The following is a 4,743-nucleotide window of genomic DNA, read 5'->3' as shown; positions in this document are numbered from 1 at the left end:
ATCTCATCGTGATGCTGTTCAACAAAGGGGTTCATCGTCTGACTCCCGTGTGCGGGCTTACTCAAACGATAGACGATCCGCCCCTCTTTGGTTCCGGCTTTGCCGGGTTAGGGCCATCCCCTCCCCGCGCCTCGCCGCCGATCAGGGCTCGGGCATGCAGATCGGTCTGCTCGAGCGATCTCATGGCATCGGAGAGCCGGCGCACGGCCTCCATCTCGCTCAGATCGACGCCCGCCGCATTGCGCCGGTCCGGCTCGAAGAGCGCCCGGGGCAAGGGGACGCGTGCGTGCCCCGCCCCAGCCGTCTCCAATGGATCCGAGATCAGCGTCTCGATGGGGATGGAGCGGTCCTGCACACGATTGACGAAAGACACATTGGCGCCGTTCTCCAGCAGGCGGCGGACGAGATAGGGCAGCAGCTCCTCGTGACTGCCGACGGGCGCATAGACGCGGCAGGCGACGTGGTCGCCGTCGACGACCTGGGCGTGCAGCGACCGCCCCATGCCGTGCAGCCGCTGTAGCTCGATCCTATCCTTGTCGCCCGCCATCTCCAGCACGGCCGCGACCGTGTGGGCGTTGTGGGTCGCGAACTGCGGAGTCAGTCGGTCACTGAGCGCCAGCAGACGCCGCGCGCAGGCCAGATAGCTGAGATCCGTATTGGCCTTGCGCGTGAAAACCGGGTAGCCCTCCAAGCCGCTTACCTGCGCGGCGCGGATCTCGCTGTCCCAATAGGCCCCCTTCACCAGCCGGACCTGTAGACGGCGGCCGTGCTCGCGCGCCAGCTCGGCCACCAGGTCGATGACCGGCGAGGCGCGCTTCTGATAGGCCTGGACCGCAAGCCCCAGCCCTTCCCAATCGGCCAGGCTCGGCTCGGCGCAGAGGTGCGCGGCCATGTCGAGCGTAATGTCGAGCCGCTCCGCCTCCTCGGCATCGATGGTCAGACCGATGTCCTGCGCGCGGGCGGCGCGGGCCAGCTCGACGAGTCGCGGCAGCAGCTCGCCGCGCAGCCGATCGTAGTGCGCGACCTCGAAGCGCGGGTGCAGCGCGGAGAGCTTGACGGACACGCCCGGCCCCTGCACCGGCCCAACCCCTCCGGCCGCCTTGCCGACCGCGGCGATGGCGCTGAGGTAGCGCTCCAGGTAGCGCTCGGCGTCCGCAGCCGTTCGCGCCGCCTCCCCGAGCATGTCGAAGGTGTGGCGAACGTGGCTGCGCTCGTCGGCTTGGACGCGCTCCAGCGCCTCCCCGATGCGGCGTCCCATGACGAACTGGCGGCCCAGGATGCGCATCGCCTGGGTCACCGCCTCGCGGACGAAGGGCTCGCCGCTGCGCTCCAGCCGGCGGCGCAAGGCGCCCAGCAGATCGTCGCTCGGCGCATCGTGCCAGTCGATCAGCCGCCCCGTCAGCATCAGCGCCCAGGTCGAGGCATTGACGAACAGCGAGGCGCCCGCCTCCCGATGCCCGCCCCAGTCGGCCGACCCGAGCTTGTCGCGAATCAGCCGATCGCGCGTCTCCTTGTCCGGGATGCGCAGCAGGGCCTCGGCGAGACACATGAGCGCCACGCCCTCCCGGCTTGAGAGATCATAGGCATGGAGAAAGGCATCCAGGCCGCCCTCCGGGCCTTCGCGGCGCACCGCCTCGGCCAGCGCTGTGGCACGTGCCTGGATGCGCCCACGCTGCTCGGCATCCAGCCCGACCAGCTCCCGCAGCGCCGCGACCCGCTCCGCTTCATCCTGACGATGCGCTTGGGTAAGGACGCGATGGCCCGGATGCGCGACAATAGCGGGTGCGAGATATCTCATAGCCGTCTCCATTCGATGGCATCGACGATGACGTAGGCCTTTCGCCCTGCTTTGCCAAGCGTCCGAATCCGCCCGACATCCGCCCGGAGCCTCGTGCTCACATCCTCCCTTCCCGTTTCGTTGAAGTACGCAATGAACAGACTCTCCGAATCGCACGCCTTTTGGCTGCAAGCCACCGCTCCCTTCCGTTTCGCCCTCGAGGCCCGCGCGGGCCTGGAATTCGCCAGCCTCTTCGCGTCCCAGCCCTTCCTCTACTCCGCCCCCAAGGGCGACGGCCACCCCGTGCTCGTGCTCCCGCGCCTGCTCGGCTGCGACCTCTCCACCCAGCCGCTGCGCTACTACCTCTCCAGCCTGGGCTACGCCACCAGCCCTTGGGAGCAGGGTGTCAACCTCGGCCCCCGAGGTGGCGTCCTGAACGGCTGCCTCAAGCGGCTCGAGCAGGTCCACGCCGCGCACGACCGCAAGGTCAGCCTGGTCGGCTGGAGCCTCGGCGGGCTCTACGCACGTGAGATGGCCAAGGAAGCGCCGGAGCTGGTCCGACAGGTGATCACGCTCGGTACCCCCTTCGCGGGCGAGCACAAGCCGGACGAGATCTGGCGGATGTACGAAGCAGCGACCGGGGACACCATGGGGCTGCCCGAGCAGCACGGCCCGCTCGACGAGGCACCGCCGGTCCCGACCACCTCGATCTACAGCCGCAGCGACGGCATCGTGCCCTGGACCGCCAGCGTCGGCCGCGAGGGACCCCAGACCGAGAACGTCGAGGTCGAGTCCAGCCATCTCGGCCTCGCCTCGAGCCCGCTCAGCCTCTACATCGTCGCGGACCGCCTCGCCCAGCCGGAAGACAGCTGGCACCCCTTCGAGCGCCGCGGCATCAAGGGGTGGCTCTATCGCAGCCCGGTGCGCATCTCATGAGGCGGCGGGTCCACGCCTGAGCTCGACCAGCCCTGGGAGTGTCGGCCTCCAGGTCAACAGGTGTCGGCCTGAGGGCCGACACTCCCAGCACAGCGTCCACAAGTCTCACCGCTTCGACCTCAGCCCTCAGTGCGCCAGATGACGCGGGCACGCTCGCGACCCGCCGACGGCCCATCCAAGTCGCAGCCTGGCATCGGTGAGATCCGCAGCAGCTTCCCCTCCCCTGCGCCGAGCTGGATCCGATGCTCGGACGCACCCTCAGCGGTCCCATCGGTCGCGACCTCCCCAAGCTGCACCGCACACCTGAAGCTCAGCTCACCCAGTCTTCGCTGCCCGAGGTCCCGATTCACGCCCCAGAGGTACCTGTCTCCTCCATCCGCACTCCCCGCGGCCTCATGCTCCGCCAAGAGCAGATTCGCCGGCGCCGAGGTCAGCCCAGAGAAACCAGGCACGAAGACCTCGGCCCAATTCGGCACGGGATCGATCAGCATGACGCCCCTCGCCTCCAGCGTCATCAGGGCCGGCGCCAGCCCCCGCATCCACTGGTTGACCTGCTTGAGATCGTCGTACAGGAGGCCTGGGTCGCCCCGAGCATCCAAGGCGCCTCCGGTGAAATCCACCGCACCGCCGCTGTAATCACGCGCCATGAACCAAATCAGACCACGCGCGCCATAGGCCAGGGCCGTCGCCGCCTGAAAGCGCAGCGTGGCAAGGCTCGGCCTGGCCATCGCCCCCAGCCGACCGCCGAGCCATAAAGCCACAAGGGTCGGTCGACTTCCCGAGCCAGATCGCTCCAGAGCCGGAGATCCCGGTAGAGAAAAGGATTCACGGTCGGCGGACCATCCGGCGTCGTCTGACGGACCCCGTAGAAATCGAAGGCCACCACCTCCGGATCGACCACGCGCATGAACCGGCGCGCGAACGTCGGATACTCTCTCGGCCAGCGATAGCGTCCATAGCTCGGCAGCATGCCGACCATGGGCAGGCGTGCGCCGTCATGTGAGCGAATGATCTCCGCGGCCCGCCGGACTGAGGAAAAGTCCTCCAGAGAGGGCTCGTCCCAGAGGTAGTAGCCACCCAGCCCCGGATAGCCGCCGAAGGCCTCGATCACGCCGAGCACGCTCCGCTCGTCGGGATAGGCGACGCCCGTCAGATGGCCGTGATCCGTCAGAGTCTGTCTGGAAAAAGCTCAGACACGATTTGCAAGCGTTTTCTTCAGCATCGCGATGCGAATCATGTTCTCGGCCGTGGCGGTAAGAATCTCGACATCCTTGCTCAAGCGTCGAAACAGACCGAGCCAGGCGAAGGTGCGCTCAATCACCCAGCGCTTGGGCAGCACGGCCCATTGGTCTTGGATTTTCTGCGAAATGTGCAGCTCAAGCCCAAGGACTTCATCGACAGACTTCACCGCCATGCCACGGTAGCCTGCATCGCCGGAGAAAGCGCGTATCGTGGGGTGTTTCTCCGCTGCGCGCTCGAGCACAGGACACGCCGCGACGGTATCGTTGTGGTTGGCCGCATGCACCGAGACGTGTAGGAGATGGCCGAGAATATCGACCACAATGTGGCGCTTGCGCCCTTTGACCTTTTTGCCAACATCAATACCACGCTCCTCGCTGGCGTACTGAGTCTTGACGCTTTGTGAGTCGATGATGCCGTAGCTCGGGCTGGGGGCGCGCGCGCACTTGGCGCGACGCCGAGTGTTGAGTGCATCGAGCGCGGCCTCCCAGACACCGCGCTTGCTCCAGCGGCTGAAATGATCGTAAACCGTTTGCCATGCTGGAAAATCGTTAGGAAGCATGCGCCACTGATCGCCCGATTTCACAACGTACAGGATCGCATCGACGATGCGTTTGCGTGGGTGTGAGCAGGGACGCCCGCGTCCAATGCCATGGACTTAAGCCGCCCGGCAGTAAGCCGGGTGGAATCCAGGCTTGAGCTTGCCGGGATTGCGGCGTGGAAATTGTCGGTCTGGCCGTACCGCCTCGACGGCATCGGAAAGCGCGAGGACGGCCTGTGTCAGCAGGGTG

5 protein-coding genes are annotated in these 4,743 nt (G+C 66.8%); 1 reads left to right on the top strand and 4 read right to left on the bottom strand.

Translation table 11 applies throughout. The features are described from left to right. Window positions 1-61 precede the first annotated feature (61 nt). Complete coding sequence (locus G3446_RS25690) at window positions 62-1,798, bottom strand: proline dehydrogenase family protein (protein ID WP_164456514.1); 1,737 nt, start codon at window positions 1,796-1,798, stop codon at window positions 62-64. 132 nt (window positions 1,799-1,930) lie between these two features. Here G3446_RS25690 and G3446_RS25685 point away from each other — a divergent pair, with 132 nt between their 5' ends. Next, window positions 1,931-2,713 carry an alpha/beta fold hydrolase gene (locus G3446_RS25685; RefSeq protein WP_164456513.1) on the top strand — a complete coding sequence of 261 codons (783 nt, stop codon included), beginning with the start codon at window positions 1,931-1,933 and terminating at the stop codon, window positions 2,711-2,713. A gap of 119 nt (window positions 2,714-2,832) precedes the next feature. Here the strand turns inward: G3446_RS25685 and G3446_RS25680 are convergent, their stop codons facing one another. The 3 genes from G3446_RS25680 to G3446_RS25670 all read right to left on the bottom strand — a co-directional run bounded on the left by G3446_RS25680 (window position 2,833) and on the right by G3446_RS25670 (window position 4,601). After that, the gene (locus G3446_RS25680; protein ID WP_164456512.1) at window positions 2,833-3,441 is read right to left on the bottom strand and encodes a hypothetical protein; all 609 of its coding nucleotides are present in this window, start codon (window positions 3,439-3,441) and stop codon (window positions 2,833-2,835) included. Further along, window positions 3,369-3,833 carry a hypothetical protein gene (locus G3446_RS25675; protein ID WP_164456511.1) on the bottom strand — a complete coding sequence of 155 codons (465 nt, stop codon included), beginning with the start codon at window positions 3,831-3,833 and terminating at the stop codon, window positions 3,369-3,371. Before G3446_RS25675 ends, G3446_RS25680 begins: the two co-directional genes overlap by 73 nt. Window positions 3,834-3,902: 69 nt before the next feature. Next, window positions 3,903-4,601: an IS5 family transposase gene (locus G3446_RS25670; protein WP_342450248.1), complete on the bottom strand. Its 699-nt coding sequence runs from the start codon at window positions 4,599-4,601 to the stop codon at window positions 3,903-3,905. Window positions 4,602-4,743 lie beyond the last annotated feature (142 nt).

Origin of the sequence: Thiorhodococcus minor (assembly GCF_010820565.1) — a bacterium.
GTDB classification, from domain to species: Bacteria; Pseudomonadota; Gammaproteobacteria; order Chromatiales; family Chromatiaceae; genus Thiorhodococcus; species Thiorhodococcus minor.
The sequence above is the reverse complement of the archived record's forward strand: the minus strand, read 5'-3'. Positions and strand labels throughout refer to the sequence as shown.

Coding starts and splice junctions, on each gene's coding strand:
- G3446_RS25690 (WP_164456514.1), bottom strand. CDS start 1,798: ATGAGATATCTCGCACCCGCTATTGTCGCGCATCCGGGCCATCGCGTC.
- G3446_RS25685 (WP_164456513.1), top strand. CDS start 1,931: ATGAACAGACTCTCCGAATCGCACGCCTTTTGGCTGCAAGCCACCGCT.
- G3446_RS25680 (WP_164456512.1), bottom strand. CDS start 3,441: ATGGCCAGGCCGAGCCTTGCCACGCTGCGCTTTCAGGCGGCGACGGCC.